We start from the raw sequence: 24,406 nt of genomic DNA on the forward strand, positions 1-24,406 counted from the left end.
AATAGCATCGAAACAGACGAGATTAAGATCGACTAGCGATAAATCTGTGATATGTCGGGAAATTTGCGTCTACTGGGTGCTTCGGGGCGCGGACCGGCGACCACGTCAGCCACAGCGCCCAGGCCGCCAGCAGGCCGAGCAACGACACCTCGGCGCCCAGCAGCAGCCGCTCGACCAGGCCGATCATGACCCGCTCCCCCGGCAGGGCCACGTACGTGATCGCCAGCAGCCCGAACCCGCCCGCCAGCGCCACCCACTCCACGGCCCGCGCGACGGGCTTCCAGTGGGCGTTCGCGGTCAGCCTGGGCACCAGCAGGGCCCCGGCGGCCGGAAGGCTCACGAACGCCGCGATCGACACGTACCGGTGGATCTGGGCCGCGAGGTCGAGATCGAGACCGAGCGGGACGGTCGGGATGACCGCCACCACGATCAGCGCCGCCGACCACACCATCAGCAACTTCTCCGGCAGCCCCCGGATCGGCGCCCCCATCCTCCGCAGGGCGGCCAGCAGCGTGAGCGAGCCGACCCCGAGCACCGCCATCGCGACCTCCGTGACGCCCCCGCGGTCGGTCACGGCGTACTCGCTGATGGTCACGTTCATGGGGTCGAGGTAGGGGTCGGGCCCGAAGTGGCCGACCAGGATCGCGACCACCGAGAACACGATCGATGCACAGGCGATCAGGGGGTAGAGCCTCGTCGGGGTCAGGAGGGCCCTCAGATTCACGCTCCAGGGCGCTCTCGCGACTCTCACTCTGCTGTTCGGCACTGCGGTCATGTGCCCAACTCTCGCGCCCCCAGGCGTGCCGCCACATCCGGTGGCACCCCCGAGCCGTCCCTGAGTCCACCCCTGAGTCCCCCTCCCCTGCCCCCGGAGGTGGACGGCGCTCCCCCGTCCGGCGAGGGTCCCGCCGATGGGCAACCAGCCGAAGGGGGTGCCGCCGTCACCCGATGCGATGCCCGTCTCATCGCCGGTTCCCCTCTCGCAGGAAAGACATCCTGTGGTTCCGGATGTCACGCTGTTCGCAGCATCGCTTCGCACGGCCGCGATCAGTACGTCCGACACGCATCCGGACTTCTAAGGAATTGTCAACTGCGAGGCTTTTTCGCCCGATACCACAGCCCTCAGTCGAGCACGTGGGACGTGGCCCTGGCGTAGCGGGCGCGGATCTCCGGGACGGCCGGGGCGTCGTAGGTCTCGGTGTCCTCGGTCCGCCAGTCGGGGGTCGTCAGGAGGGCGGCGGCCTGGCGGGCGGCGCCGTCGGCGACGTACTCGCCGGGCGGCGGCACCGCGATCGGCACGCCGAAGACGGTCGGCGCGACGCGGCGTACGGCCTCAGAGCGCGCCGCGCCGCCGATCAGCAGCACCCGCTCCGGACGGGTGCCGAGCGCGTCGAGGGCGTCGGCGAGGCCGCACAACATGCCCTCGACGGCCGCGCGGGCCAGGTGGGCCGGGGTCGAGGTGGCCAGCGTGAGCCCGAGGATCGAGCCGGTCGCGGTGGGCCGGTTGGGGGTGCGCTCGCCCTCCAGGTACGGCACCAGCGTCAGCCCGCCGGCCCCCGCCGGGGCCCGGAGCGCGAGGTCGCTCAGCTCGTCGAGGCCGACCCCGGCCAGCCCGGCGGCCGCGTCGAGGACCCGGGCGGCGTTCAGCGTGCACACCAGCGGCAGGAAACGGCCGGTGGCGTCGGCGAACCCGGCGACCGCGCCGGTGGGGTCGGCGCTGGGCGTCTCCGCGACCGCGAACACCGTGCCGGACGTGCCGAGCGAGACCACGACGTCACCCGGCCCGGCCCCGACGCCGAGGGCGGCCGCCATGTTGTCGCCGGTGCCCGGCGCGAGCAGCGGCCCCGCAGACGCCGGGTCGCCCGCGCGGTCGGCGGGCCCCAGCACCCGGGGCAGCAGCGGGACGGCGCCGAAGGCCGCCTTGAGCAGGTCGGTGCGGTAGGCGCCGGTCGCCGGGGACCAGTAGCCGGTGCCCGAGGCGTCGCCCCGGTCGGTGGTGAGCAGGTCGAGCGGGGGCGGGGGCGCGTCGTGCCAGGCCGCGAGATCGAAACCGGCGCCGGAGCCGCCCGGACACGAGCCCTTGCCCGAACCGGAGCCGCCGCCCGGACACGAGCCCTTGCCCGAACCGGAGCCCCTGCCCGGACCGGAGCCGTTGGCCAGGGCGAGCGCGCCCGCCAGCCGCCAGGTCAGCCAGTCGTGCGGCAGGCAGACCGCCGCCGTGCGGCGGGCGTTGTCCGGCTCGTGCTCGGCCAGCCACCGCAGCTTGGCCACGGTGAACGCGGCGACGGGCACCGAGCCGACCGCGTCGGCCCAGGCCCCAGGCCCGCCCAGCTCCGCCACCAGGTCGGCGGCGGCCCGGGCGGAGCGGGTGTCGTTCCACAGCAGGGCGTCGCGCACGACCTCGCCGGACTCGTCGAGGCAGACCATGCCGTGCTGCTGCCCGGCCACGCTGACGGCGGCGACGTCGGCGAGCCCGCCGGCCTCCTCGACGGCCCGCAGCAGCGCGGTCCACCAGTGGGAGGGGTGGATCTCGGTGCCGGCCGGATGGGCGGCGCGGCCCTGTCTGACCAGCGCGCCCGTCTCGGCCTCGCGAATGACGACCTTGCAGCTCTGCGTGGAGGAATCAACCCCAGCGACCAGCGTCACCCGAACTCCTTATGCGTGCTCCCGCGCGAGATGGTTGAGATGGTATCCCCGCTCGGGAGCGACGTTCAGGGGCAATTCGGATGATTCACAACCCCGAGGGGTCGCGGCCGACGCTGATCTCCTCCGCGATCTTGCGGATCTCCGTCACCTCGAGACCTGGAGCCTTGGGCAGGTGGCGCAGCAACGCCTCCATGACGACGGGCACGGGCTGGCCCGCCATCAGCCCGGCGATGCCGTGGACCGTCCGGAACAGTGCCTCTTCGGTGTCGTGCATCGGCAATCCCCTCGTTCGGCTACCGGGAGAGGCTACGGCCTGGCCACGACAGTTCGCTCGCTACCGCTCCAGCGTGTCCCGCACGGCCCGCGACCAGTCGTTCCCGCGCGTCCCGCACGGCCGGGCGTTCTACCGTTCCAGCGCGCCCCGCACGGCCGAGCAGATCGCGCCGAGCTCGCGGACCTGCTCGGGGGTGAGGACGTCGAACAGGCTCCTGCGCACCTCCTCCACGTGGCCGGGGGCGGCGGCGGTCAGCGTGGCGAACCCCTCGTCCGTCAGGACGGCGAGGTTGCCCCTGCCGTCGGCCGGGCAGCGCTCACGGCGCACCCAGCCGCGCTCCTCCAGGCGGGCGACGGCGTGCGACAGGCGGCTCTGGGAGCTCTGGGCCCTGGCGGCCAGCTCGCTCATGCGCATCGACCGGCCCGGCGCCTCCGACAGGGCCACCAGGATCATGTAGTACGTGTGCGGCATGCCCGCCTCGCGCTGGAGCTGCCGGTCCAGCGCCTCGTTGATGAGCTGGCCGGCGGCCAGGAAGTCACGCCAGGTCTGCTGCTCGTCCGGATCCAGCCATCGGGTCACCCTCTCATTTTAGTTGAACTCTCATATACTCTGACCCGGGAGAAACAGGTGAAAGGGGACGACCATGCCGGTCCACAGGCTCAACCACGCGGTCCTCTACGTCCGTGACGTGGAGCGCAGCGTGGCCTTCTACCGGGAGGCGCTCGGATTCGAGGTGGTCATGGGCATGCGCGGCGCCGCGTTCCTCCAGGCCCCCGGCTCCAGCAACGACCACGACCTCGGGCTGTTCGAGATCGGCGCGGGCGCCGGCCCCTCGCCCGCCGGACGCACCGCCGTCGGGCTCTACCACCTGGCGTGGGAGGTCGACACGCTCGACGAGCTGGAGCGCATCGCGGTCACCCTGGGCGAGCTCGGCTCCCTCGTCGGCGCCTCCGACCACGGGACGACCAAGGCGCTGTACGCCAAGGACCCCGACGGGCTGGAGTTCGAGGTCTCCTGGCTCGTGCCGGCCTCGCTGATCACGGACGAGACCCTGGCCGCCAGGTCCGCCATCCGCCCGCTCGACCTGGCCGCCGACAAGGAGCGGTACGGCGCTCAGACGCGGGGCGGGGTAGGGGTGTCGATCCCGGCCTGAAGGTACCGTGGCAGGTATCCGACCGATTTGTTCCGGAGAGGGTCATGCCAAACGATCCGGATCACGTCCTCGACGCCATCGACGGCGTCGTGGACGAATGGGAGACGCTGAGCGCGGACGCCATGCGCTGGGCGCCTCCCGAGCACAAGTCGCCCGACCTGCTGGACGAGGCGACGGAGATCCTCAGGCCGCTGGCCGAGGCGCTCTCCGAGGTGCTGCGGCCGCTCGGCGACTCCATCAACCGCGCGCTGGAACGGCTCACCGACGACGACTGACCAGCCCTGACCAGCCCTGACCAGCCCTGACCAGCCCTGACCAGCCCTGACCGGCCCGTCATGGTGTGTTCTGGCGCGTAGCGGCTCGTGGCCGTCAGTCGGTTCTGCGGCGGCGGGTGCGGCGGGGGTAGGCCTTGGCCGTCTCGGCCAGCCGGGCCGAGTGCTCGGCCTGCCGCCGCCAGTGGCCGTACGCGTCGCCGCGCTGGGCCAGCCGGTCGAGCTCCCGCATGGTCGTGAGCGGGATGAACGCGGGCTCGGCGTCCCGCCAGGGCGTGCCGGGCAGCGGCATGAACGTGTGCGTGTGGATGCGGGCGCCCAGCTCGGCCAGGTCGCCGGCCAGCACGAGCGACTGGCGCTGGTCCTCCTCCGACTCCCCCGGCATGCCGAAGATGAAGTCGACGTTCGGCCTGAAGCCGTGCTCGACGGCGATCCGGACGGCTTCGCGCACGGGCGAGGTGCCGTGCCCGCGGCCCGAGGCGGCCAGCACCCGGTCGGACCCCGACTGGGCGCCGATGATCAGGTTGTCGTTGGCGACGTACCGCTTGAGCAGCCGCATGGCCTCGGGCGTGACGTGCTCAGGGCGCACCTCGGAGGGGAAGCTGCCGAAGAACACCCGGCCGTGCGGCGGCAGCTCCTCCTTGACCCCCGCCAGCAGTTCCTCCACCGCGCCGAGATCGGGATCGGGGCCCGGCGAGCCGTAGGAGAGCGAGGTCGGCGTGATGAACCGCACGTCCCGCAGCCCCTGCTCGACCATGCCCCTGACGTGCTCGCGCACGCTGGCCACCGACCGGTGGCGGAACTGGCCGCCGAACATGAACGGCGTCTGGCAGAACCGGCAGGTGTACCGGCACCCCCGGGTGATCTCGATCGGCCCCTTACGCCCCAGGAACGACGGGAACGCGTCGAGCGGGAGCTGCGGGGCCGGGCGTGTCCTGAGCGCGACGCCGTCGCCGTCCTTGACCGCGAGGCCGGGCACGGTCGTCAGCGGCTCGTCCCGCCGCAGCGCCTCGACCAGGGCGATGATCGTGGACTCGCCCTCGCCGATCGCGGCCAGGTCCCAGCCGGCGTCGATGACCTGCTGCGGCTCGGCGGTGGCGTGCACGCCGCCGGCGATGTGCAGCCCCCGGCCGTCGCTGAGCGACCTGACGGCGGCCAGCTCGGCGGCCATGGCCTCGGCGTCGGGCGAGTAGAACGACCAGAGCACGAGCACCCGGTCGGCCCGGCTCGCCGCGATGTGGGCCGCCGTCTCCTCCGGGGTGACGCCCAGCAGCTGCCGGTGCTCCACGCCCGAGGCCTCCAGGGCGGCGAGCACCGCGTGCACGCCGTACGTCACGGCCTTGCGGTAACGGACCACCACATCCACTGCCAGCGCCACGACCGGCAGCGTAGCTCAGGCGGAGGCCAGCCGCATGGGACGCAGCGCGCCGGTGAGCTTGGCCAGCTCGGCGAGCATGGCGTCGGCGGCGGCGATCATGACGTCGTTGGCCGCCACGCTGCCGTCCTCGGCGATGAACTGCTGGTAGAAGGGGATGTTGACGGCCTCGACCACGGGGATCATCTTCAGCGTGCTGACGACCTGGCGCAGGCCGTTCACCGCCCGGGTGCCGCCGGAGATCCCGCCGTAGCTGACGAACCCCGCCGCCTTGTGCTGCCACTCGTGGTGCAGGTAGTCCAAGGCGTTCTTCAGCACGGCCGTGAAGCTGTGGTTGTACTCGGGGGTCACGAACACGAAGGCGTCGCCCCGGTCGACGGTGGCGCTCCACTCCTTGGTGTGGGCGTTCACGTACTGCTTGAGCTTGGGGTGGTTCGGCTCGTCGAGGAACGGCAGGCCCACCTCGGCGAGGTCGACCAGCTCGACGTCGAAGTGGCCGGAGGCGACGGCCCGGCTCCTGAACCACTCGGCGACCTCGCGCCCGGCGCGGCCGGGACGGGTGCTGGCGACGATGATCTGCAGGACCGGCTTGTCCATGGGGTTCCTCCTCAGGTAGTTGATACCTCAACATTATTGAGTAACTAAACATTTCTTAGCAAATGCTAGGATCATCCCCGTGAGCCCCCATTCCGTCTGCGTCCGGTTCCACGTCGCCCTCGAACTGATCGGCGCCCGGTGGTCGGGAGCCGTGATCCACATGATCTTCAAGGGCGCCCATCGTTACGCCGATCTCAAGGCGGCCATCCCCGGCATCAACGACACGATGCTGGCCCGCCGGCTGCGCGAGCTGGAGACGGCCGGGCTCGTCGAGCGGCGGGTGCTGGCCACGTCGCCGGTGCGGGTCGAATACCACCTGACGGAGATGGGCCAGGAGCTGCGCCCGGTGCTCGACGAACTGGTCACCTGGGCGCACAAGTGGATCACGCTGCCCGAGGAACCGGCCAGATCCGCCTAGCGCGTACGGGCGAGCGCGGGGAGGCGGGCCGGGGTTAGACTCCGGGCATGCACTGGCGACATTGATGAACCACCAGCGGCCGACGCGGCAGGAGCGCGCGCGGGCCTCCGAGGTGCCGAGCACCAGACGGAGTCCCTGTCCGCCCCTTCCGAGAGGGCCGCATGTTCGTCCCCAAGCTTTACGTCTACACGTTCCTCGGCGAGTTCGTCCTGCTCTACCCGGTGTACACGCTGCTGTTCACCGATTCCGGGCTCTCGGTGGCCGAGACGTCCTCGCTGTTCGTCATCTGGTCCGTGACCGGCATGGTGCTGGAGATCCCCTCCGGCGCCTGGGCCGACGCGGTGTCCCGCAGGCTGTTGTTGTTCCTGGGTCCGCTGCTGGCCGGCGCCGGCTTCGCGCTGTGGGTGCTGTTCCCGTCCTACTGGGCCTTCGCGCTGGGCTTCGTGTTGTGGGGGGCCGAGGGCGCGCTCGTGTCGGGCGCCTTCGAGGCGCTCGCGTACGAGGAGCTCGAACGCCGGGGTCTCCAGGGCCGGTACGCCGCCGTCATGGGCCGGGCGCACTCGATCGGCATCGCCGCCGCCGCGTCGGCGATCGCCCTCGCCACGCCCGTCTTCGCGGTCGGCGGCTATCCGGCGGTGGGGGTGGCCAGCGTGGCGGCCTGCCTGTTGTGCGCCGCCACCGCGCTGACCCTGCCCGAGCGGCGTCCTGCCCGAGCGACGTCCGCTGATTCGGACGGGCGGTATCTCGCGGTTCTGCGGGCCGGTGTGACCGAGGCCCGTACCGATCGGAACGTGCTCGAAGCGATCGTCCTGATCTCCGTCGTGACGGCGATCTGGGGCGCGCTGGAGGAGTACGTGCCCTTCCTGGCCGCCGCGACCGGCGCGACCAGGACGGCCGTGCCGCTGCTCGTCCTGGCCGTCTGGGTCGGGGCGGCGGCGGGCGGCCTGCTGGCGGGGCCCGCCCGCCGCCTGAGCGAGCGGTCGTTCGCGCTGGTCCTGGCGCTGGCGGCGCTGGCCATGGCGGCGGGCGCGCTGGTTCCGCATCCGGCCGGGTTCCTGCTGGTCGCCGGTGCCTTCGGGGCGTTCCAGATGGCCGGCGTGGTGGCCGACACGCGGCTGCAGGAACGCGTCTCGGGCGATCAGCGGGCCACCGTGACGTCGGTGGCCGGCCTCGGGACGAACGTGGTCACCCTGGCCGTCTACACGGCCTACGGCGCGGGATCGCCGTTCCTGTCCCACGGCACGACGTTCGCCCTCCTGGTCCTGCCGTACGTGGTCATCGCCCTGTGGCTGGCCCGGGAGCGGGTCGCGCCGATGTGATCCTCTTCGACGCGAACGGGACGCGCTTGGGCAGCGGCGGCGGCTCCTCCCCCTCCTTCTCCGGAGCCGGCGCCCCGCCCCGGCGCGCCCGCCAGCGGGACGGGAACACCGAAGCGGTCAGCAGAATGCCACCGACCACCAACGACCAGGTATTCAGCAATGCCGTGTACGCGTCCAGATAATCGGCGGGAACCAGGTCGAATCCCATTCTCCGGTCGCCTCCCGTGGCGGCCCGCACGACCGTCGCCCCGGCCAGGGCGGTGAATGCCAGGCCGGGCAGCAGCGAGGCGACCGGAGAAATCCGGGAACCGGCCAGGACTCCGATGAGGAGCGCGGTTCCCGCCAGCGCCGCCGTCGCCGTCCAGTCGGGGACGGACTCGGGGACGGACGTGGTCGCGCGGGGTCCGTACAGAAGACCGGCCGCGATCAACGGGATCGCGGCCACCCCCAGCACGGCCCCGGCGAAATGACGAACACCATTACCCATAGAGAACACCTCCAGGCCCAATACGATACCGACATACCACCAGTTACAACTTTAGGACGAAAAATCTCCATTTGTGGCCGGTGGCCGGAAGGACGGGCATATCGCCTTAATAGGAAATGTTTGGTATCTCCTCATTTGTCTGTCAGCCGTTACCGTGACAGAACCCCCCATCGAGGAGCGGCGGCATGTTTCGCTGTGCAGTGGCAGGCGTCACCCTCCTGGCCGCCTGCCTGGCCACCCCCGCCCACGCGGCGTCCGACCCCGTGATCGAGGCGCTCTCGCGCGACCTCGGCCTCTCGGAGCCCGCAGTGGTCACCCGGCTGGCGAACGAGCGGCATGCCGCCGCCCTGGAGGCCGAACTGGCCACCTCGCTGGGCGACTCCTACGGCGGGTCGTGGCTGACCGACGACGCCTCCGCCCTCGTCGTCGCCACCACCGACCCCGATCGGACCGCCGCGATCTCGGCCCGGGGGGCGCGCCCTGCCGTCGTGCGGCACTCGCTGTCGGAGCTGGACGCCGTCGTGCGCCGCCTGGACCAGGCCGCCCGCCGCATCCGGACCGGCCCCGCCCTCTGGTACGCCGACGTCCGCGCGAACCGGGTCGTCCTCCAGGTCCCCTCCCCGTCCGGACCGGCCCCGGCCCCGGCCCTGGTGAGGGCGGCGCGCAGCGCGGCCGTCGTAGTGGCGCCGACCGTCGAACTGCCCCGCACGTACGCCGACATCATCGGCGGCGACCCCTTCTACATCGGCTCGATGCGCTGCACGATCGGCTTCTCGGTCACCAAGGGCAGCATGCCGGGCTTCGTCACCGCGGGACACTGCGGGCACACCGGCGACCCGGTCAAGTCGCCGGCCGGCACCGTCCAGGGCTCGTCCTTCCCGGGCAACGACTACGCGTGGGTCGCCACCCCGGGGTACACCGCGCAGCCGTACGTCCGCGGCCCAGGCGGGACGCTGGTGACGGTACGCGGCTCGGTCCAGGCGACGGTGGGCGCGTCCGTCTGCCGTGGGGGCCCGACCACCGGCTGGCACTGCGGCACCGTCCAGCAGCACAACGCCACCATCACCTACGCCCAGGGCACCGTGTACGGCCTGACCCGCACCAACGTGTGCGCCGAACCCGGCGACTCCGGCGGACCGTTCATCTCGGGCGGCCAGGCCCAGGGCGTGACCTCGGGCGGCTCCGGCAACTGCAGCACGGGCGGCACGACGTACTTCCAGCCGGTCAACGAGATCCTGAGCGCGTACGGCCTGACCCTCCGCACCGCCTGACCCCCACCCCGCCCTCTTCCAGGGCCACCCTGACCCTTCGGGAAAGCCGTTCGCGCGCTCCCTTCGGGAAATCCGTTCGCGCGCCACCGATGAGTTCCCATGCCCGGCCCGGTCTGCCCTCCCGACAGCGGATCCCCTCCGCCGCACCGACCACCGGGAGGCACCGATGACGCGCCCCAACCTGAACAGCCTGCTCCTGGCCAGCACCAACCCGGCCCGGCTACGCGCCTGGTACGCCGCCGTGCTCGATCCCGAGTCCGACACCGACGTCACCCATTACGGCGTGCTGACGTTCGGCGACTTCCACCTGATCATCGACACCCGGGCCGACGTGGCGGACAAGAATCCCGAGCCCGGACGGGTGATACTCAACTTCGACGTCCCCGACGCGCGCGCGATCGTCGCCCGGATGGAGGAGGCGGGCGTGTCCTGGCTGGCCGAGCTCGAAGACCGCGAGGGCAGCCTGTTCGCCACGGCGATCGACCCCGACGGCAACTATGTCCAGATCATCCAGCTCAGCGAGGAACACCGGAAGGCGATGTGACGATGTTCGGCAAGACGAAGGCGTTCAGCGGATTCTCTGTCAACGATCTGGCCGCCGCGAAGGCGTTCTACGGCGACACCCTCGGGCTGGAGGTGTCGGAGTCGAACGGCCTGCTCACCCTGCACATCGCCGGCGGCACCGACATCCTGGTCTACCCCAAACCCGACCACGTCCCCGCAACCTTCACCATCCTCAACTTCCCGGTCGACGACATCGAGCAGGCCGTCGACGCCCTGGCGGCCCGCGGCGTGCACTTCCAGCGCTACGACCACCTGAAGACCGACGAAAAGGGCATCTTCCGCGGCGGCGGCCCCCTGATCGCCTGGTTCACCGACCCGTCAGGAAACGTCCTCTCAGTCCTCCAGGACTGACGCCTAGGAGCCGGGCCGCGGTTCGGCGCCGCAGGAACACCTTCCCCACCCTGCGGCGCCCGCCCCACCCCGGACCGTCCCATCCCACGGCCCCGGCATGACTCACGTTTCCGCAGGCAGACCGCCTCTCGCGTGTCCCACCCTGTCCCACGGACGATGCGCACGACCTCGCCTCCGTGTTCGGATAAGCCCCGTCAGCACGCACCGCTCACCACGTACTGACGAAGGCACGAAGCACCGGCGAGTCCCCCGCGAATCCGATCAGAAAAGGCAGTGACCGGACATGAGCCACCACGTCAGCGAGAACGTCCTCAGCATCACGGACATCGAGCAGCAGCAGCCCAAGGCCCGCAGAATGAGGTTCACCCTCAACGGCGCACTCTGGTCACTCCAGGCGTTGTGGGGCTTCTTCTTCGCCGGCAGCGGCTTCGGCAAGGTGCTGCTGTACGACGACGCCCTGTTCGCGACAGCGCCCCGAGTTGTGGCCTGGTACGCGGCGGTGCCGCAGTCCCTGATCGTCTTCATCGGTATCGTCGAGGTGCTCGGCGGCATCGGCCTTATCCTGCCGGCGATGACGAAGGTCAAGCCGATGCTGACGCCGCTCGCCGCCGCCGGCCTGACGCTGACGATGATCCTCGCGGCCGGTTTCCACATCCTGCGCGGCGAGTACGAACTGGTTCCCGCCAACATCCTCCTGGGTGCCGTCGCGGCCTTCGTCACGGCCGGACGATGGAAGCTGCGCCCCATCTCCCCCGCACCCGTCACCACCCGAGGCGTACTCGGCGCGCTCGCCGTCCTGGTCGCCCTGGCCGTGCTGACGTTCGCTCCCACCTGGTACACGATGACGAACGTCCAGTTCTGATCACTGCGCCGGCAGGCAGAGGGCGCCGGGCGCGAAACCGCTGGGAACAAGACGCCGTGGGCTCGAACCCGGCACCGGCAGAGACTAGATGCAGATCCAGCAATAGATCATCTGCTCTTCCTCTTGCGCCCGTTGAGCAAGACCTCGCAGCCCGGTAAGAATCTCCAGCAGGTATCCAGCGCCCGGTGGCACGTAGGCGAACTCTTCGATCTGCTCCCATCGCTCGACGAGTTCGTCCACCCTGCTGTCCGGGATGCCGGCCAGCGTGTCGCGCACATCCGCAGAGAGCTCTTCGATTCCCGGCCCCTCCTTGTAAGGAGAGTCGTCGGGCAGAGCCTCCCACTCCTCCATCGTCGCCGGAGCGCCCTCGGGCGGCGGATAGACGGTGACCGGCCGCACCAGGTCCAAGCTGTACGGAACGTCTCTGGCAAGGGCTATCAGCTGGCCGAGAATCACGTAGGGGTCGATCCACTTGGCCTCCACGGCGTCGAACGTGGCCACCCCCGGGATGGGCTTCTCGACTGCACGTGGGTCATCAGGATTCTCCGCAGCGGCCTGCCTGTTCGCCGCCCGGTAATAGTCGTAGAAGACCCCCATGCGTCCCTCTCGTTCGATCGCCCGGCTTCCATGTTCGCGACAGATTAGGGGATCGTACGTATGTGCGAAAGACGCCTGGACTGCCAGCAGCTGCGCCGGCACCGATGTGCCCCTCCGGAGGCATATTCACTTGGAGCAATCGCGACCTGGAGATCACGCCGCAGGCAGGCGATCATCACGCTCATGACTTCGTGCCGAAGGGGCCATACCGCGTAGGCGCCCTTCAGCGGTTCGCACCCGAAAATTCATATGCGTAACCCACAGACCTTCGATTCATCTTGGACGCGGCCGCATCTCTACAGCCTCGTACTCCCCATCGACAGAAGCTTCCTCGCCCGAACGTCGCCAGCCCCCCGCCCGCATCCCCTGATTGGCCATGGCGGCGGCAGCGGCACCGCCCAACCGCGTGACGGCATGCATCCAAGCCTTGGCGGTGGGCTCGTTCAATCGAGGCATGCATTAGTCAGCAATGGCGACGCTGCCGAGCCGGCGATCCCAGAGACAGCCGCGCAGAGATGAAAAGTCCCTCCCCTGAAGACGGGGGAAGGGTCATTGATTTGGCGACGGATCGGGGATGCAACCCCGGATGGTGCTGCCACCAAATCGCATCAGCAGCTCGGTCCCAGGCCGTCTCATATGGGCCGATGCGGCGGGACGGTCTTGGCGGTACGGCGCAAAACTGCAACCCATAGCGATCAAATGACGGCGCCTACGAGGCGGCGGCCATGACCATATGATCATCTCGTGTCCGATCTCTCGCTCCCTGAAATTGTCGGCTTCGTTGTCCCCGGACTGTTCATCTGCGGCCTCGCCTTGTGGACGGTGGGCATGATCCGAGTCTTCAGACAGCGCCGCATACTCCGATACACAGACCGGTTCAGAGCCGAGGAGCTCACCGGACGCGTCCGTCAGCTCAAGATCCGCGGAGATGAGGAACAAGCAGTCCGGCTTACTCAAGTCGAACTCGGTATGTCGGTGAACTTGGCTCGCTCCTGGGTCAGGTCCATCTGAGGTAGATGACTGTTGACCAGCGGTCGGATGTACGTCATCTTGGCGCGCTGCATAACGGATTCCGCTGATGTACTGCTCGCAAAGACGCACGCCGATCTTGCTTCACCAGAGCAGACGCAGCTCAACGTATGGGCAGCATCGCCACCATGGCACCCCACCGCGGTCGCCGACCTGACGCAATGAGCATGCCGCCACGGGCGACGAACTCTATGATCATGTTCGTCCTGATCGTTGAGATTCGGAGAAGATGTCAATCTCATGCGCCGCGCCATGGTCCTTCTGGGTGGCGTCGCCCTCGTCATCGGCGCGTTCGTCCTCTTCTACCGGGGCCCGGGACAACCGTTCATCCGCGGCTACGTGAGCGACGTCAGCGCCACCATGCTGGTCTACGCGTTCTTGGGGCTGTTGTGGCGCACCACTGCCGCACGCCGCACCCTGGCCACGGCCGCGATCGCCGCCGCCGTCGAGTTCTACCAAATAGTCGGCATAACCCCGCCGGGCGTCGGCGGTGTCCTGGTCGGCGCGTTCCCCGACCCATGGGACCTGGTCGCCTACGCCATCGGGGTCGTCGCAGCCCTGGCCTGGGAACATCGATTGGTCCGAGCCGATGATCAGCCCGGCTGACTCTCGAACGCCACCCCACCGGCACGCCGACCGTACGGATGCCCCACAGCGGCGAGGTCATCGGGTTCGTCCGCGCGGCGGCCAACCGTCGCAAAGCAGAACCGCCGCATCTCAGGACAAGCCGGCGCGTCGCGTGGAGTCCATCCTCAAGCGGGCCCGGCGTACAGGACGTCCGCGTTCACGATGCCCGGCACACCGCCGCAACACTGTTGATAGAGCAGGGCGTCCACATCCGCGTCGTCCAAGAGATCCTCGGCCACACGCGGGTGACCACCACCGAGCGGTACACCCACGTGGCCACCCTTCAGATGAAGGACGCCAGCGACCGCATGGACTCCGCCCTCTGGGGCTGACGGGCCAACTGCAACCCACAGCCCCGCAGAGATCGAAAAAGGCCCTCCCCCGAAGATCGGGGAAGGGCCTTTCACCTGCGGAGGATCGGGGATTTGAACCCCGGATGGTGTTGCCACCAAACCGCATTAGCAGTGCGGCGCCATAGACCTGACTAGGCGAATCCTCCTGGAAGCCATCGCGGCTCAGCACAGCGTACCGGCCTTCTGCCGAGGCGGCAAAGCGGTTGCGCGTCGTGCCTTCACCAAGAGTTATCAACAGCCTGTGGGTAACCACCTGTGGATGAAGCCCGTCCCATGTCAGGACGGGCTTCCCGGGTGTGGATAACCCAGCTCAGGCGGGGTTCGCCTCGCCCTCGATCTCGATCTTGACCTTCTTGCCCACGAGCACACCGCCGGCCTCCAGGGTCTGGTTCCAGGTCAGGCCGAACTCCTCGCGGTCGAACTCGGTGTTGATGGAGAAGCCCCAGACCGAGTTGCCCCAGGGGTTGGTGCCGGCGCCGCCGTACTCGACGGTGAGCTCCACTTCCTTGGTGACGTCGCGGATGGTCAGGTCGCCTACGACGGTGAACTCGTCGCCGGAGTGGCCGACCACGCGGGTGCTGCGGAAGGTGATCTCGGGGAACTTGTCCACGGCGAGGAAGTCGTCGCTGCGCAGGTGGCCGTCGCGGTCGCCGACGCCGGTGTCGATGCTGGCGGTCTTGATCGTCAGCTCGGCCGTGGACTCCAGCGGGTTCTCCGCGATCGTCACGGTGCCGCTGAAGTCGCCGAAGCGGCCGCGGACCTTGCTCACCATCATGTGCTTGACCACGAACCCGATGCGGGTGTGGGCCACGTCGAGGTTGTACGTGCCGGCGGCGGGGATGGTCAGGGACTCCCAGGTGCGGGTGCTCATCGGGTTCTCCTTGGGAACGTTGCTGTGCGGATGTCTGCGGCAACAAATGTCTACACGAGGAATATTCCGCAAGTCAACTAACGTCGGTTAAGGTATGGACGTGAAGCACATCGATGACCCCAGGCTGACGGCGATGGGCCTGCTCGCCGAGGTTCACGCAGGCCTGTCGGCCCGGATGCAGCCCGTCTTCAGTGCGGCGGGGTTGTCGGGCATCGACTTCGAGACCGTCATCCGCCTGGCGCGATCACCGCGGCAGGCACTGCGGATGACCGACCTGGCCGCCCAGACGGGCTTGTCCACGAGCGGCGTGACCAGGGTCGTCGACCGGCTCGAACGCGAGGGCCTGGTGACCAGGCAGGCGTGCGCCACCGACCGCAGGGCCTCCTACGCCGCGCTCACGGACGAGGGGCGCGACCGGCTGGCGAGCGTCCTGCCCCAGCACCTTCAGGACATCGAGGACACCTTCACCGGCCTCCTGAGCCACGACGAGCTCGCCGCGTTCCTGCAGACGCTCCGCAAGATCAGAGACGTCGTACGCCCCTGCGCGACCGCCGGCGCCGAGGAGACCACCCCGTCGCTCAACTGAGGGCTCGGAGCCAACCGAGGGCTCGGAGCCGACCAAGGGCTCGGAGCCAGACAACCGAGGGCCTAGAACCAACCGAGGGCTTGGAGCGATCCTACGCGGACGTCTCCGGAACCCCCGGGCCCCCCGCCTCCGTGGAGATCCCCAAGGCGCTCCTCAGCTTGCCCATCGCCCGCGACACCGTGCTCTTGACCGTGCCGACGCTGATCCCGAGCGTCCTGGCGATCTCCGGCTCGGTCATGTCCTCGTAGTACCGCAGCACGATCGCGGCCCGCATCCGTTCGGGCAGCCCCTCCAGCGCCTGTTCCAGCAGCTCGTGCACCTCTCCGCAGGCCGGCGGGTCGGCCGTGGGCACCTCGGGCAGCTCGTCCGACGGGTACTCCTCCAGTTTGCGCCGCCGCCACTGCGAGATGTTGATGTTGACCATCGCCCGGCGGACGTACCCGTCCAGCGCCCCCCGGTCCTCGATCTTGCCCCACGCCAGGTACGTCTTGGCCAGGGCGCTCTGCAACAGGTCCTCCGCGTCCAGCGGATGCCCGGTGAGCTGACGGGCGGCGCGCAGCAGCGCGGGACCGCGGGCCATGACGTACTCGCGGAACTCCTCTTCCCACCCGGTGGTCTGCATCGTGGCCAGAATCGCAGCCTGATGCCCTTTTGCGACTGAGCCACAATTCAGGTTTCGGCCCGACGAAGACAAAGGTCAGTCAAGGTCGGTGGCAGATTGTTCGAAGGCGGGTGTCAACTACCTTCCCCGGGGATGCGTATTTTGCTCCCATCTGTTCGCCGCGGCACGAGCCGCTCCGGAGTCATGTGAACCTAGTACCTGACGAGGGAGGGCGGATGGGCTATCCGAACGTCGAGCGCCGCAGACTGCTCGCGGCCGCCGCGCTGGGCCGCGCCCCGGGCATCGCCGGCCCCGACCCGGCCGGCGGCCCGCCTTTGTGCGCCGTCACCGGCGAGATCCTTGACGTGAGCCCGCATCTCATCGTCGTCGAGACCTCCGAAGGCGCCGAGGAGCGGCTGGTGATCGCCCCCTGGGCCACGGCCTGGCACGGCGCGGAGATCGCGCCCGCCGACCTCCCGGTGGGCTCCATGGTCCTCATGCGCACGTTGCGCGAAGGCCGGGTGGTCGAGCGCATCTGGGCCGACACCACCCGCCTCACCGGCACGATCGTCTCGATCGAGGGGCGCCGGGAGCTGACGGTCGAGCTCGACTGCGGCCCCCACCGCGGCCCCCGCACGATCGTCATCCCCTACCCGGCCACCGGACGGCTGCAGGTGCGGCATCCGAAGTTCGAGCCGGGTTACCTGTTCGACGCCATCGGGATCAGGCGCGACGGCTCCGCCCTGGCGCTGCTGCCGGCGACCTCGCAGCCCGCTCACCGGTCGGGCAGCGTCCCGGCTCCGCCGCCGGCCTACGCCGGGGCGCAGGCGCGCATCTCCGGCACGGCCACCTGGTCCGACACGTTCGACGAGGAGGAGCGCGGCGCGGCGTACCCGATGCTGGAGCGCGTGGACACCGGCTGCCCCGACGCCGGGCTCTCCTGCGCCGGCCTGCCCTACCTCGCCATCGGCTCGCTGCTGCAGATCAGGAACACGTGCGCCGGCCGCACGGCCAACCTGCCGGTGGTCGCCTGCGGATGCCTGGCCGGGCGGTTCTGCGACCGCTGCGTCGAGTGCGAGACCTCGCCGCGCGGACGCGTCGCCGAGTTGTCGCCGGCCTCGTTCGTCGAGCTGGGCGGCGAGTTGATCAAGGGCTGCTTCAACGCTCAGATCGGATTGGGGTGACGGGCGTGCTGGAGACGGGCGTGCTGGAATCGCAGCTGCCGATCCTGATCGTGCTGCTGGTCATGGGCACCGGCGCGAAGGTGGTGACGGTCCGCGGGGGCGGCGAGCCGGGCGCCCTGTCCAGGCTGGGCCCGGCCGTGCTCATGCCCGGCCGCATGCAGGCGCCCTCGCTGCTGGTCTGCGCGGCGGGCGAGCTGGTGCTCGCCGTCGGGCTGCTGGCCGGCACCGCGCCGATCTTCAGGTGGGGGACGGTCTGCTTCTTCGCTCTGTCCACGTACGTGCTGATCGAGCTGCGCAGGCGACGTCCGGACGCGGGCTGCGGCTGCTTCGGCGAGGTTAGCTCGGCGCCGGTCGGCATGCGCTCGATCGGCCGGACGGTCGTGCTGACCGGGATGTCGGCGTTGTCGGTGGCCGCGCCGGCGTCCGGCTGGGCGGCGATGACCCACCCGACCTGGTTCACGGCCGCGGGGGTGGTGGTGCTCGCGCTGCTCTCCCCCGAGATCGAGGAGCTGGTCGACCGCGTACGGTACCGCGCCCCCTGCGAGCAGCGCCCCGGCCCCGCCGAGCAGGTGATGCTCTCCAGGCTCAGGTCGAGCGGCGCGTGGCGGACGTACCGGGAGGCGCTGGCCTCGCCCGAACCGTACGACAGCTGGCGCGAGCTGTGCTGGCGCTTCTTCGTCTTCACCGGCCACGACCACGACGACGTGGTCTTCGCGGTCTACCTGAGTGGACGGCGTCCGGCGGTGCGCGTGGCCGTGGTGAGCAGCGACGACAGCGACTCTCTGCCGGAATATACGTCAGTATCGGCGTGACGCTAGAGAGCCCTAGATTTCTCTATCCGGGCATGGCGATACAGCTCTATTGGGCTGTCTAGCTTCCCCACTAGACAGCCCAATAGAGGTCTAGGGGCGGCGCTCAGATGGGTTGAGCCCGCAGGAACCTTCCGAAGTGCGGCACCGTGAACGCGATCAGACCGCGTTCGGCGCTGTAGATGAGCCCTTTCTTGATCAGACTGTCGCGGGCGGGCGAGAGGCTGGACGGCTTCCGCCCGAGGGCGTCGGCCACGTCGGCGGTGGCGACCGGCTCGTCGCCGATCTGGGCCATGGCGTGCATGTAGTCGCGCTCGGCGGGGGTGGCGCGCTCGTAGCGGCTGCCGAAGAAGCCCACGGCGAGCTCCTCCTCGGCCTCGGGCGCGGACACCTTGACGTCGTCGAGGGTGATCGGGCTGCGCAGCGCGAGGTCCCAGGCGACCTTGCCGTACGCCTGGACGAAGTAGGGATAGCCGTCGGCGGCCTCGTAGAGCGCGTCGAGGGCCTCCTGGGTGAACTCGACCTTCTCCTCCCGCGCGGGCAGGATCAGCGCCAGGTCGGCCGCCTCACGGTCGAGCTTGTCGATGCGCGCGTAGCGAAAGAGCCGTTCGGAATAGCTCTTGCTGGCCGACAACACGCTCGGCAGGTGCGGCAGCCCCGCGCCCACCACGATCAGCGGCCCGCCCGACTGGGACAGCTCGTGGCAGGCGGCGCAGAGCGCGGAGACGTCGGCGGACTGCACGTCCTGCATCTCGTCGATGAACAGCGCGATGCCCACGCCGAGGTCGGTCGCCACGCCGGCGGCGTCGACGAACAGCTCGGTGAGGTCGATCTCCAGGTCGCCGGAGTCGGCGCGCCCGCGGCTGGCGGGCACCTCGATGCCGGGCGACCAGTGGGAGGTGCCCTTGGCCGCGGACGGGTCGCGCATCGCGAACGCCTTCAGCACGCCGAGGAACTCCTCGATGCGCTCGGGCGCGCGGTGGCGCGGAGCCAGCTCGCGGATGGCCATGTGCAGGGCGGCCGCCACGGGACGCCGGATCGACTGGTCGGGCCGGGCCTCGATCTTGCCCGTGCCCCACAGCCGCTGCATGGCCATGGACTTGAATGTGTTGAGCAGGACGGTCTTGCCGACGCCGCGCAGGCCGGTGACGACCATGCTGCGCTCGGGACGGCCACGGGCGACCCGCTCCAGCACCACTTCGAACTGCTGCAGCTCACGGTCGCGCCCGGCCAGCTCCGGCGGACGCTGCCCGGCGCCGGGGGCGTAGGGATTGCGCACAGGGTCCACGCTCTCGGACTTTATTGCCGGATATAGCGGCCGTCTTAGATTTGGGAAGAAAGTGCTACGGCGTGTCCGAGCAGGAGCTGTGGCGAGCATCGTCATCGGACACACCCCCTCTCACCAGGCCGAACCCTTGTTCGATTTCGATACCCAGAACTGTAGCGCGGACTCGAACATGCATGCGATGGTTTCGAGTAAAAGATCTTTGCAACAGTCCGGGACGCCCGTGCGTCTCGGTGTTGTGGAGTTCGAGGAGTTCGTGCAAGCGCGTGGCGCCGCCCTGCTCCGGTACGGATACGTGCTCACCGGGAACCCGGACGACGCCGCCGACCTCGTCCAGGAGGCGCTGCTCAAGCTCGGCGACACCTGGCGCAAGGTACGCAACAAGGACAACCCGGAGTCCTACGTACGCACGATCATGACCCGTCAGCACGTGAGCTGGTGGCGCCGGCGACGCAGGGAGCAGCTCACGGGCGAGGTGCCCGAGGGCGCCTACACCGACCGCCACTCCTCCGGCGAGCTGTGGCGGGAACTGGCGACGCTGCCGCGCAGGCAGCGGGTGGTCCTGGTGCTGCGGTACTACGAGGACCTGTCGGACCAGGAGATCGCCGACATCCTCGGCATCTCCCGCGGAACCGTCCGCAGCCAGGCGTCGCGCGCGCTGCACACGTTGAGGATCCGGCCGGCACTGCTGGAGAGGGAACGGGCATGAGGAGCGAGAAGGACCTGACCGAGACGCTTCGGGCCGCGGCGGAGCACGCTCCTGACCCCGGCGGGCTGCTCGCCGGGGTGGAGGGGCGGCGTCGGCGCAGGCGGAGGCGGCGTACCCGGGGGCTGGCCGTCGCGACGGCGGTGGCGGCCGTGCTCGCGACCGGCACGGTCATGGCGGCGAACGGGCGGCAGGCAGCCGCGCCGTCCCCGGCCGCGCGGCCCTTCCCGCAGGCGGTGGCCGTGCCCCTGGAGCGGGCGTGGCCGCAGGCCGTCGTCACGATGCCCGGCGTGCGCGCGGACGGCCTGTTCCGCTTCCCGGTCACCGCGCTCGACGCCACCCGGATCCTGGTCGTCGCCGGGCCCGGGATGGCCACGATCCGCGCGATCGAGGTCTACGACACCACCACCCGGACGTTCCGCGAGATCACCGGCATCTCGACTCCGCCGGGCATGAGAACCTACCGCCCCCAGCCGCCGGCGCATGACGGGCTGAACCTCGCCTGGCACGTGAACGCCGTACGGAAGGACGGCACGCGGGTGCGCGAGATCTGGACGGCCCCGCTCGCCGGCGGCGAGCCCCGGCAGGTCGCCGCGATGACCGGAGAGCACCTGCGGATCGAGCGCATCGCCCTCGACGGCGACCGGATCGTCTGGTCGGAACGGACCGGCGGCGTGTGGTGGATGCCGCTCGCGGGCGGCGCCCCGACGCGCTTTCCGGGCAGCGACGGCCTGCACCTCGTCGAATGGCCGTGGGCGAGCGACGTCACCGACGGCGAGGACCGGAACCAGACCAGGCTCGTGAACCTGTCGACCGGCCGCCACTCCACCAGGGACGTCGTCGCGCCCCCGGACGTGCTGAGGCTGCGCTGCGGGCCGTCCTGGTGCCGGGGCGTGCGGGGCGGGCGCACGTACCTGCAGCGCCTGGACGGCGGCGGCGCGGCCGAACCCCCAGGACTCGGGCTCGTGCCCAGGCTCGGCGACTACCCGGCCCTCGACCGTTTCGTGGTGAGCAGCGACGGCGCGGTCTACGACGTGCGGACCGGCACGCTGGCCACGTCGGACCGGCCGGGCATCTGGTGGGGGCACGAATGGTCCGCCGAACCGGCCGCGATCGTGTACTGGGCCGAGAGCCTGCGCGACGGGTACCGGGTGCTCAACTTGGCAGCCGTCCCGCCCGCGCAATAGCGTTCGTGGCCATGCGGACCTTCGCGAACGTACAGGAACTCAAGGCGGCCGTGGGCGAGACGTTCGGCCCGACCGAGTGGCGCACCGTCACCCAGGAGCAGGTCGACCTCTTCGCCGACGCCACCGACGACCACCAGTGGATCCACGTGGACGTGGAGCGCGCCAAGGAGGGGCCCTTCGGCGGCACGATCGCCCACGGCTACCTGACCCTGTCGCTGCTGCCGACGTTCATGTTCGAGATGGTGCGCGTCGAGGGCATCGCGATGGGCGTCAACTACGGGCTGAACAAGGTCCGCTTCCCGCGGCCGGTGCCCGTGGGCGCGCGGGTCAGGGCCGTGGGCGAGCTCACCGACGTCAAGGGCACCCCGGCCGGCTACCTGGCCAACCTGAAGATGACGATCGAGATCGAGGGCGAGCGCCGGCCCGCCTGCATCGCCGAGTCGCTCAGCCTGTACGTCCCCGCGAGCTGATCACCGCAGCGACAGGACGATTCCCACCACCGCGGCGAGCCCGATCAGCCCGAGATAGGCCAGCACGAGCCGGGTGTCCCTGAGCAGGCATTTGCTCCGGGTCAGCTCGGCCCGCCGCGCCTTCCAGTACCCCGCGAACCCCAGCGCCGCGAAGCCGAGCACCGCCCACGGCCCGAGCAGCCAGGCCAGCAGCGCCACGGTGGCGTACACGCACAACCGGAGCGGGTCGTACGGCCGGCTGTTCAGAGGATCACCAGCCCCGGCCTGGCGGCCACCGCGGACAGCCGCTGCCGCGACAGCTGCGGCCAGGCCTGTACGGCGCAGAACGGCGCGCACTGGTCCTGCGCGGCCCGCGTGCCGACGTGCACGCAGCACTGCGTGAGCCGCTCCTCGATCATGGTCGAGATGTCCATGAACGGCTTGATCGTGATCCGCACCACCCGCTCGCCCAGCATCCTGCGCAGCTTCTTCCGCCGGCCGGGCAGCGCCGAGGAGGCGAGGGTGAGCAGCGTGGCGACGCCGAGGTCGCAGTTCTCGCAGATGTCCCGCCACAGGTCGCCGATCTGCGGGTGGGACAGCGACGACTGCTCCGACAGCAGCCCGAGCAGCGATTCCTGGACGGCCGTCCGCAGCTCGCGGGGCAGCTCGGTGTCGGCGATGCGGTTGGAGACCAGGCCCAGGTTCTCCTTGAGGCGGTCGTGGCCGATCAGGGCGACCAGCGAGCGCCACTGCTGGGCGTCGTCGCGGATCAGGTAGCCGACCGAGCAGCAGTGGGGGTGCGAGCAGGGCAGGGCGGTCAGGTCGCGCCAGGTCACCAGGCCGCCGGTCTGCGGGCCGAGCCGCTTGAGCACCCCGGTGTGGGTGAGCCGGTCGGACGGGTCGATGACGCCCGATCTCCCCGAGCCGAACTGGGGTTGCAGCGACACGCCGCCGACGAACGGCGTGTCGAGCGCGAGGCGCACGACGTCGCCGATCTCGCCGTCGTTGACGCCCAGGGCCGCGGTCATGACCAGGGTCGTGAAGATCTCCCGCTCCGACAGCCGCCGTACGGCCTCCGCCTTGATCCGGCGCAGGTCGCCGCCGCGGTGGTGCTTGGACGCCTCGGCCGACGAGCCGTCGTACTGGAGGTAGACCTCCACCCGGTCGCGGTGTTCGGTGAGCAGGTCGAGCAGCGCGTCGTCCCTGGCGATGAGCACGCCGTTGGTGTTGATCAGGATGCGGGTGACCGGCCGGCTCACCAGCTCGGCGAGGAGGGTCTTCAGCTCGGGGTGGAGGGTGGGCTCGCCGCCGCTCAGCATCAGGACGTCGAGCTTGCCGTTCTCCCTGGCCAGACGCTGGTCGACGTTCGCCAGCACGTCGGCCACCGGGACGACGCCGGTCAGGTCGGGCGAGCTGTCGGCGAAGCAGGTGGGGCAGCGCAGGTTGCACGCCTCGGCGATGTCCTCCAGGAGGATGCAGGTGTGCTGGGTCTGCATCTCGGGCAGGCCGTTGAGGTACGCGCCGGGGATCGGGGCGAAGTTTCCGGACACGTCGGGGATGTGCTGCTTGGTGGGAGCGGTCCACTCCTCCAGGTAGGCGAGGATCTCCGGGTCCTCGTCGTACAGCGTGCGGATCAGGCCGTGTTCGCGGCAGCCGCGTTCCAGCCACACCTTGCCGTCGCGTTCGGCCAGCCAGCCGCTCAGCCGTTCGACCTGGTCGAGGTCCTGGCCGTGGCATTTCGGGCAGAACGCGTTGACGTACCGGAGGATGCGGTCTCCCCGTAGCCCCATCCCTGCGCTCATGTCGTGACCTTCCATCTGAAAAGGGCATCGTAGTGGCCTCGACGCCAGCCGTACGCGAGCCTGAGCGCGAGCAGCGTCAGGCCGGGGACCAGGAACCATTGCGGCCCGGTGAGGTCGAGCCACAACGTCTCGTTCGCCCTGGTGAACTCGACCAGGAACCGGAAGACCGCGTATCCGGCGAGATAGAGCGTGAAGAGCTCCCCGGGCTCGGTCAGCCGCTTGCGCGCCCACCGCAGCGCGACGAACGCGGCCAGCTGGAAGATGATCTCGTACACGAACGACGGGTGCATGGCCTGGCCCGTCAGACATCCCGGACATTCCGGGGTGGACGGCGGCGCGTGCACCCCCCAGGGCAGGTCCGTGGGCCTGCCGGGGGCCTCGGTCAGGTGGCAGCCGATACGGCCGATCGCCATGCCGAGCGCCACCGCCGGGGCGAACAGGTCACCGGTGCGCTCCTTGTAGCCGATGACCTTCTTGGCGACCAGCACGCCGACGTACGCGCCGGTCAGGCCGCCGAGGATGCTGCGGGAGCCGTACAGCCAGAGGTCGGCGAGGTCGAGCGTCTCCAGCCAGCCCGCCAGACGCATGCCGATCGCGCCCCCGACCAGGGCTCCGGTGACGGCGACCAGTGACTGCTCGTTGAGCGCGCCCCTGGCCCTGGCCTCGCGGACGAAGATCACCGCGGCCACCAGGACGCCCAGGCCGACGAATATCTCGTGGTAAGGCATGGT

The 24,406-nt window shown here is 70.0% G+C and carries 31 protein-coding genes and 1 tRNA gene; 17 read left to right on the forward strand and 15 right to left on the reverse strand.

The features are described 5' to 3' along the window. Window positions 1-22: 22 nt before the first annotated feature. The 4 genes from AB0J71_RS26195 to AB0J71_RS26210 form a co-directional block, all read right to left on the reverse strand. Complete coding sequence (locus AB0J71_RS26195) at window positions 23-766, reverse strand: DUF998 domain-containing protein (protein ID WP_352318298.1); 744 nt, start codon at window positions 764-766, stop codon at window positions 23-25. Between the two features lie 356 nt (window positions 767-1,122). Further along, window positions 1,123-2,646 carry an FGGY family carbohydrate kinase gene (locus AB0J71_RS26200; protein ID WP_364416460.1) on the reverse strand — a complete coding sequence of 508 codons (1,524 nt, stop codon included), beginning with the start codon at window positions 2,644-2,646 and terminating at the stop codon, window positions 1,123-1,125. A gap of 85 nt (window positions 2,647-2,731) precedes the next feature. Continuing rightward, on the reverse strand, window positions 2,732-2,920 hold the full coding sequence (locus AB0J71_RS26205; protein WP_352318071.1) for a hypothetical protein: 189 nt from the start codon (window positions 2,918-2,920) through the stop codon (window positions 2,732-2,734). 129 nt (window positions 2,921-3,049) lie between these two features. After that, window positions 3,050-3,499, reverse strand: a complete 450-nt coding sequence (locus AB0J71_RS26210) for a MarR family transcriptional regulator (protein ID WP_364416462.1) — start codon at window positions 3,497-3,499, stop codon at window positions 3,050-3,052. Between the two features lie 64 nt (window positions 3,500-3,563). Between AB0J71_RS26210 and AB0J71_RS26215 the strand changes: the two genes are divergently transcribed. Continuing rightward, a complete protein-coding gene (locus tag AB0J71_RS26215) occupies window positions 3,564-4,073 on the forward strand; it encodes a VOC family protein (RefSeq protein ID WP_352318075.1) in 510 nt (169 codons plus the stop codon). A 44-nt stretch (window positions 4,074-4,117) separates the two neighbouring features. Further along, window positions 4,118-4,348 (forward strand): hypothetical protein, encoded by a 231-nt coding sequence (locus AB0J71_RS26220; RefSeq protein ID WP_352318077.1) that lies wholly within the window; start codon window positions 4,118-4,120, stop codon window positions 4,346-4,348. A gap of 94 nt (window positions 4,349-4,442) precedes the next feature. On the opposite strand, the gene AB0J71_RS26225 is transcribed toward AB0J71_RS26220, so the two are convergent. Continuing rightward, window positions 4,443-5,723 (reverse strand): TIGR04013 family B12-binding domain/radical SAM domain-containing protein, encoded by a 1,281-nt coding sequence (locus AB0J71_RS26225; RefSeq protein WP_364416464.1) that lies wholly within the window; start codon window positions 5,721-5,723, stop codon window positions 4,443-4,445. A gap of 15 nt (window positions 5,724-5,738) precedes the next feature. Then, on the reverse strand, window positions 5,739-6,317 hold the full coding sequence (locus AB0J71_RS26230; RefSeq protein WP_352318081.1) for an NAD(P)H-dependent oxidoreductase: 579 nt from the start codon (window positions 6,315-6,317) through the stop codon (window positions 5,739-5,741). A gap of 79 nt (window positions 6,318-6,396) precedes the next feature. On the opposite strand from AB0J71_RS26230, the gene AB0J71_RS26235 reads away from it, so the two are divergent. Beyond that, entirely contained in the window at window positions 6,397-6,735 is a 339-nt protein-coding gene (locus AB0J71_RS26235) for a helix-turn-helix domain-containing protein (protein ID WP_352318083.1), read from the forward strand. Window positions 6,736-6,896: 161 nt separating this feature from the next. After that, a complete protein-coding gene (locus AB0J71_RS26240; RefSeq protein ID WP_364416466.1) occupies window positions 6,897-8,054 on the forward strand; it encodes an MFS transporter in 1,158 nt (385 codons plus the stop codon). Here AB0J71_RS26240 and AB0J71_RS26245 read toward each other — a convergent pair. Beyond that, window positions 8,011-8,562 carry a hypothetical protein gene (locus AB0J71_RS26245; protein ID WP_364416467.1) on the reverse strand — a complete coding sequence of 184 codons (552 nt, stop codon included), beginning with the start codon at window positions 8,560-8,562 and terminating at the stop codon, window positions 8,011-8,013. The genes AB0J71_RS26240 and AB0J71_RS26245 overlap by 44 nt on opposite strands. 164 nt (window positions 8,563-8,726) lie before the next feature. Here AB0J71_RS26245 and AB0J71_RS26250 point away from each other — a divergent pair, with 164 nt between their 5' ends. The 4 genes from AB0J71_RS26250 to AB0J71_RS26265 all read left to right on the forward strand — a co-directional run bounded on the left by AB0J71_RS26250 (window position 8,727) and on the right by AB0J71_RS26265 (window position 11,589). Further along, window positions 8,727-9,812: a S1 family peptidase gene (locus AB0J71_RS26250; RefSeq protein WP_364416468.1), complete on the forward strand. Its 1,086-nt coding sequence runs from the start codon at window positions 8,727-8,729 to the stop codon at window positions 9,810-9,812. Between the two features lie 166 nt (window positions 9,813-9,978). Continuing rightward, on the forward strand, window positions 9,979-10,356 hold the full coding sequence (locus AB0J71_RS26255; protein ID WP_364416469.1) for a VOC family protein: 378 nt from the start codon (window positions 9,979-9,981) through the stop codon (window positions 10,354-10,356). A gap of 2 nt (window positions 10,357-10,358) precedes the next feature. Continuing rightward, window positions 10,359-10,727, forward strand: a complete 369-nt coding sequence (locus AB0J71_RS26260) for a VOC family protein (protein WP_352318092.1) — start codon at window positions 10,359-10,361, stop codon at window positions 10,725-10,727. Window positions 10,728-11,010: 283 nt separating this feature from the next. Next, window positions 11,011-11,589 (forward strand): DoxX family protein, encoded by a 579-nt coding sequence (locus AB0J71_RS26265; protein WP_364416471.1) that lies wholly within the window; start codon window positions 11,011-11,013, stop codon window positions 11,587-11,589. 84 nt (window positions 11,590-11,673) lie between these two features. Here the strand turns inward: AB0J71_RS26265 and AB0J71_RS26270 are convergent, their stop codons facing one another. Further along, window positions 11,674-12,186 (reverse strand): hypothetical protein, encoded by a 513-nt coding sequence (locus AB0J71_RS26270; protein WP_364416473.1) that lies wholly within the window; start codon window positions 12,184-12,186, stop codon window positions 11,674-11,676. A 744-nt stretch (window positions 12,187-12,930) separates the two neighbouring features. Between AB0J71_RS26270 and AB0J71_RS26275 the strand changes: the two genes are divergently transcribed. The 3 genes from AB0J71_RS26275 to AB0J71_RS26285 all read left to right on the forward strand — a co-directional run bounded on the left by AB0J71_RS26275 (window position 12,931) and on the right by AB0J71_RS26285 (window position 14,174). Continuing rightward, complete coding sequence (locus AB0J71_RS26275; RefSeq protein WP_364416475.1) at window positions 12,931-13,197, forward strand: hypothetical protein; 267 nt, start codon at window positions 12,931-12,933, stop codon at window positions 13,195-13,197. A gap of 270 nt (window positions 13,198-13,467) precedes the next feature. Then, entirely contained in the window at window positions 13,468-13,821 is a 354-nt protein-coding gene (locus AB0J71_RS26280; protein ID WP_364416478.1) for a DUF2809 domain-containing protein, read from the forward strand. A gap of 38 nt (window positions 13,822-13,859) precedes the next feature. Next, complete coding sequence (locus tag AB0J71_RS26285) at window positions 13,860-14,174, forward strand: tyrosine-type recombinase/integrase (protein ID WP_364416480.1); 315 nt, start codon at window positions 13,860-13,862, stop codon at window positions 14,172-14,174. A 78-nt stretch (window positions 14,175-14,252) separates the two neighbouring features. Here the strand turns inward: AB0J71_RS26285 and AB0J71_RS26290 are convergent. Together AB0J71_RS26290 and AB0J71_RS26295 are read right to left on the reverse strand one after the other, a co-directional pair. Then, window positions 14,253-14,341: transfer RNA gene (locus AB0J71_RS26290), tRNA-Ser, on the reverse strand. Window positions 14,342-14,505: 164 nt separating this feature from the next. Next, window positions 14,506-15,066 (reverse strand): YceI family protein, encoded by a 561-nt coding sequence (locus AB0J71_RS26295; RefSeq protein WP_352318104.1) that lies wholly within the window; start codon window positions 15,064-15,066, stop codon window positions 14,506-14,508. A 94-nt stretch (window positions 15,067-15,160) separates the two neighbouring features. Here AB0J71_RS26295 and AB0J71_RS26300 point away from each other — a divergent pair, with 94 nt between their 5' ends. Further along, window positions 15,161-15,652 carry a MarR family transcriptional regulator gene (locus AB0J71_RS26300; RefSeq protein WP_352318106.1) on the forward strand — a complete coding sequence of 164 codons (492 nt, stop codon included), beginning with the start codon at window positions 15,161-15,163 and terminating at the stop codon, window positions 15,650-15,652. 91 nt (window positions 15,653-15,743) lie between these two features. Here the strand turns inward: AB0J71_RS26300 and AB0J71_RS26305 are convergent, their stop codons facing one another. Beyond that, window positions 15,744-16,274: a SigE family RNA polymerase sigma factor gene (locus AB0J71_RS26305; RefSeq protein WP_352318108.1), complete on the reverse strand. Its 531-nt coding sequence runs from the start codon at window positions 16,272-16,274 to the stop codon at window positions 15,744-15,746. Window positions 16,275-16,489: 215 nt separating this feature from the next. Here AB0J71_RS26305 and AB0J71_RS26310 point away from each other — a divergent pair, with 215 nt between their 5' ends. Together AB0J71_RS26310 and AB0J71_RS26315 are read left to right on the forward strand one after the other, a co-directional pair. Continuing rightward, window positions 16,490-17,437 carry a hypothetical protein gene (locus AB0J71_RS26310; RefSeq protein WP_352318110.1) on the forward strand — a complete coding sequence of 316 codons (948 nt, stop codon included), beginning with the start codon at window positions 16,490-16,492 and terminating at the stop codon, window positions 17,435-17,437. A gap of 5 nt (window positions 17,438-17,442) precedes the next feature. Next, on the forward strand, window positions 17,443-18,249 hold the full coding sequence (locus tag AB0J71_RS26315; RefSeq protein ID WP_364416482.1) for a MauE/DoxX family redox-associated membrane protein: 807 nt from the start codon (window positions 17,443-17,445) through the stop codon (window positions 18,247-18,249). 103 nt (window positions 18,250-18,352) lie between these two features. Here AB0J71_RS26315 and AB0J71_RS26320 read toward each other — a convergent pair whose 3' ends face one another. Continuing rightward, on the reverse strand, window positions 18,353-19,534 hold the full coding sequence (locus AB0J71_RS26320; RefSeq protein WP_352318114.1) for an ATP-binding protein: 1,182 nt from the start codon (window positions 19,532-19,534) through the stop codon (window positions 18,353-18,355). 220 nt (window positions 19,535-19,754) lie between these two features. Here AB0J71_RS26320 and AB0J71_RS26325 point away from each other — a divergent pair, with 220 nt between their 5' ends. Genes AB0J71_RS26325 through AB0J71_RS26335 form a run of 3 tightly spaced genes read left to right on the forward strand, consistent with a single transcriptional unit; the run spans window position 19,755 to window position 21,894 of the window. Then, the gene (locus AB0J71_RS26325; RefSeq protein WP_364416484.1) at window positions 19,755-20,240 is read left to right on the forward strand and encodes a SigE family RNA polymerase sigma factor; all 486 of its coding nucleotides are present in this window, start codon (window positions 19,755-19,757) and stop codon (window positions 20,238-20,240) included. Continuing rightward, window positions 20,237-21,424 (forward strand): hypothetical protein, encoded by a 1,188-nt coding sequence (locus AB0J71_RS26330; RefSeq protein WP_364416486.1) that lies wholly within the window; start codon window positions 20,237-20,239, stop codon window positions 21,422-21,424. The genes AB0J71_RS26325 and AB0J71_RS26330 overlap by 4 nt, the downstream gene beginning before the upstream one ends. A gap of 11 nt (window positions 21,425-21,435) precedes the next feature. Then, on the forward strand, window positions 21,436-21,894 hold the full coding sequence (locus tag AB0J71_RS26335; RefSeq protein WP_352318119.1) for a MaoC family dehydratase: 459 nt from the start codon (window positions 21,436-21,438) through the stop codon (window positions 21,892-21,894). Here the strand turns inward: AB0J71_RS26335 and AB0J71_RS26340 are convergent, their stop codons facing one another. The 3 genes from AB0J71_RS26340 to AB0J71_RS26350 are packed head-to-tail and all read right to left on the reverse strand — an operon-like array spanning window position 21,895 to window position 24,403. After that, window positions 21,895-22,104, reverse strand: coding sequence for a hypothetical protein (locus AB0J71_RS26340; protein WP_364416488.1), 210 nt, complete (start codon window positions 22,102-22,104; stop codon window positions 21,895-21,897). It abuts the gene before it with no gap. Between the two features lie 32 nt (window positions 22,105-22,136). Beyond that, window positions 22,137-23,675, reverse strand: coding sequence for a radical SAM protein (locus AB0J71_RS26345; RefSeq protein WP_364416490.1), 1,539 nt, complete (start codon window positions 23,673-23,675; stop codon window positions 22,137-22,139). Then, entirely contained in the window at window positions 23,672-24,403 is a 732-nt protein-coding gene (locus AB0J71_RS26350; RefSeq protein ID WP_364416492.1) for a prolipoprotein diacylglyceryl transferase family protein, read from the reverse strand. The genes AB0J71_RS26345 and AB0J71_RS26350 overlap by 4 nt, the downstream gene beginning before the upstream one ends. Window positions 24,404-24,406 lie beyond the last annotated feature (3 nt).

Source organism: Nonomuraea sp. NPDC049637 (genome assembly GCF_040675235.1).
Taxonomy (GTDB): Bacteria; Actinomycetota; Actinomycetes; order Streptosporangiales; family Streptosporangiaceae; genus Nonomuraea.